Here is a 2,604-nt window from a genome sequence, read left to right as displayed (position 1 = left end):
GGTTGCGGGGGGCACCCCTTCCCCCATGCGGGCTCGCGGGGGGGCGCGGGAGCGGGCTTGCCCCGCGATCATTTTCAAGGTCAGGTACGGAAGCGCGCTACCAAGCCATTGAGGTCCACCGCCAACCGCGACAACTCGGCACTCGCCGCGCTGGTCTGATGGGCGCCGGTGGCGCTCTGCACCGACAGGTCGTTGATGTTCACCAGGTTGCGGTCCACCTCGCGGGCCACCTGGGCCTGCTCCTCGGCGGCGCTGGCGATCACCAGATTGCGCTCGTTGATCTGCCCCACCGCCGAGGCGATGGTGTCCAGCGCCAGGCCCGCGCCCTTGGCGATGTTCAGGGTCGATTCGGCGCGCTCGGTGCTGGTGCGCATCGAGTCCACGGCCTGTTCGGTGCCGCCCTGGATGCTGCCGATCATCCGCTCGATCTCGCTGGTGGACTGCTGGGTGCGGTGCGCAAGCGCCCGGACTTCGTCGGCCACCACGGCAAAGCCACGGCCCGCCTCGCCGGCACGCGCCGCCTCGATGGCGGCGTTGAGCGCCAGCAGGTTGGTCTGGTCGGCCAGGCCGCGGATCACGTCCAGCACCTTGCCGATGTCGCGGGACTGCTCGGCCAGGTGGGTGATCAGCTTGGCGGTGGCCTGCACGTCGCCGCTCATGCGCTCGATGGCACCTACGGTCTCCATGACCAGGTCGCGGCCATCGCCGGCCGAACGGCTGGCTTCGCTGGAGGCTTCCGAGGTGCTTACCGCGTTACGTGCCACTTCCTCGACCGCGCTGGTCATTTCGGTGACGGCGGTGGCGGCCTGCTCGATTTCGTTGTTCTGCTGCTGCAAGCCACGGGCGCTTTCGTCGGTGACGCTGTTCAGCTCTTCGGCGGCCGAGGCCAGCTGGGTGGCGGAGCCGGCAATCAGCTGCAGGGTGTCGCGCAGCTTGTCCTGCATCTTGGCCATGGCCTGCAGCAGGCGTGCGGCCTCGTCGGTGCCTTCGGGGCGGATGCTGTGGGTGAGGTCGCCCTCGGCGATCTGCTCGGCGGCCTTGAGCGCTTCGTCGATGGGTTTGACGATGCTGCGGGTGAGCAGGAAGGCGAACAGCAGGGTCAGCGCGGTGGCAGCCACCAGCAGGCCGACCACCAGGGCGAAGGTGCTGGCGTACTGGCTGGCGGCCTTGGCGTTGGTGTCGGCGGTCTGGTCGGTGTTGATCTTCACCAGCTGGTCCATGACCTTGTTGATCTGCTCGGAATTGCTCAGCAGTTCGCTGTTGAGCAGGTCGCGCAGCTCATCCACCTTGCCGGCCTGGCTCAGGCTGCGCATGCGCGACTCGAGCTGGCGGTACTGGCTGAGCAACAGGCCGTACTGCTCGAAGGCGGCCTTTTCATCAGCGGCGGCGATCAGCGGCTCGTAGGTGCGACGGGCCTTGTCGATCTGCGCGTTGCGCTCGTCGAGCAGGCGCAGGGTGTCCTGCTGGGTGGCCGGCTCGCGGTTGAGCAGCAGGCGGTAGGAGAGGGTGCGCAGGCGCAGGTTGAGGGCGGTCAGCTCGTCGAGGGTCTTGATGCTGGGTACGCTGACTTGCTCGATGGTCACGCCGGCCTGGCGGATGTTGCCCATCTGGATCAGCGAGAAGACACCCAGGCCAAGCATCAGCAGGCCGATCACGGAGAAGCCCAGCAGCGCACGCGGGGCGATGTTCATGTTGCGTAAGGACATGGAGGCGGTATCCAGGGCAGAAAGGGGGCCGCAGTCCATGCGACGAAATAGGACCTGCCGGCGTATCGGTCGTGACCGCCCAGTCTTGATAGTGGCACGGTGGATTTGTGAGGCAGCTAACGAAATTCCTGACAGGCGGTTGACCCAGGCCGGAACAAGGGCGGCCGACACCGGTCAACCTGAGCAGGTAAAAACCTTTTGAATCCGATATTTAATGGCGAGGGCGCAGGTTTTTCCTTATCGTGTGCGCCCTTTGCAACAACCCGAGATAGACGCATGTTGGAAACTTCCCTGAATCAACTCGAGCAACTGGTCAGCGACCTGATGCACAAGAACGCTCAACTCACCGAGCAGAACACCGCCCTCGGCCAGGAACTGGCCCAGGCCAAGGAAGAGAACGAGACCCTGCAGCTGTCGCTGATGGAGCAGGAAGAGAAGCACGGCGCCACCGCTGCCCGCATCCAGGCCCTGGTCGACCGCGCCAGCGCGGGTGTCGTGAACGCATGAGGCTGCACGCGCAGCCGGTCAATGTCGTATCGATCCTCGGCAACGACTATTCGCTCAAGGCGCCGGAAGGCCAGGAAGAGACCCTGGCCCAGGCCGTGCGCATGCTCAACGTCGCCCTGGCCGAGACCAAGCGCAGCTACCCGACCCTGATCGGCGACAAATTGCTGGTGCTGGCGGCCCTGAACCTGTGCTCGAAACAGATCGAGTTGCAGCGCGAACACGCCAAGACCCTGGAGCGCACCCAGGCGCAGATCGACGCCACCGTCGATGCCATCAGCCGGACCATCGGCGACGCCTGAGCATTTTCGTGGGAGCGGGCTTGCCCCGCGATTGCGGCACTGTATGTACCGACGATCGCGGGCCAAGCCCGCTCCCACGTGTTTTCTATTGC

3 protein-coding genes and 1 pseudogene are annotated in these 2,604 nt (G+C 65.5%); 2 read left to right on the top strand and 2 right to left on the bottom strand.

From position 1 onward, the window contains the following. Positions 1–80 precede the first annotated feature (80 nt). Entirely contained in the window at positions 81–944 is an 864-nt protein-coding gene (locus tag ACO6VM_RS05675) for a methyl-accepting chemotaxis protein (protein WP_390966494.1), read from the bottom strand. Further along, positions 936–1,691, bottom strand: a pseudogene (locus tag ACO6VM_RS05670) (MCP four helix bundle domain-containing protein); the annotation flags it as partial. The gene ACO6VM_RS05675 and the pseudogene ACO6VM_RS05670, both read right to left, overlap by 9 nt. Before the next feature lie 291 nt (positions 1,692–1,982). Here ACO6VM_RS05670 and ACO6VM_RS05665 point away from each other — a divergent pair. Together ACO6VM_RS05665 and ACO6VM_RS05660 are read left to right on the top strand one after the other, a co-directional pair. Further along, positions 1,983–2,213: a hypothetical protein gene (locus ACO6VM_RS05665; RefSeq protein ID WP_110992272.1), complete on the top strand. Its 231-nt coding sequence runs from the start codon at positions 1,983–1,985 to the stop codon at positions 2,211–2,213. Continuing rightward, a complete protein-coding gene (locus ACO6VM_RS05660) occupies positions 2,210–2,512 on the top strand; it encodes a cell division protein ZapA (protein ID WP_153785735.1) in 303 nt (100 codons plus the stop codon). Before ACO6VM_RS05665 ends, ACO6VM_RS05660 begins: the two co-directional genes overlap by 4 nt. Positions 2,513–2,604: the final 92 nt, after the last annotated feature.

The sequence above is a fragment of the Pseudomonas sp. GZD-209 genome, from assembly GCF_049310485.1.
Classification (GTDB): Bacteria; Pseudomonadota; Gammaproteobacteria; order Pseudomonadales; family Pseudomonadaceae; genus Aquipseudomonas; species Aquipseudomonas sichuanensis.
The sequence above is the reverse complement of the archived record's forward strand: the minus strand, read 5'-3'. Positions and strand labels throughout refer to the sequence as shown.

Coding starts and splice junctions, on each gene's coding strand:
- ACO6VM_RS05660 (WP_153785735.1), top strand. CDS start 2,210: ATGAGGCTGCACGCGCAGCCGGTCAATGTCGTATCGATCCTCGGCAAC.
- ACO6VM_RS05675 (WP_390966494.1), bottom strand. CDS start 944: ATGCAGGACAAGCTGCGCGACACCCTGCAGCTGATTGCCGGCTCCGCC.
- ACO6VM_RS05665 (WP_110992272.1), top strand. CDS start 1,983: ATGTTGGAAACTTCCCTGAATCAACTCGAGCAACTGGTCAGCGACCTG.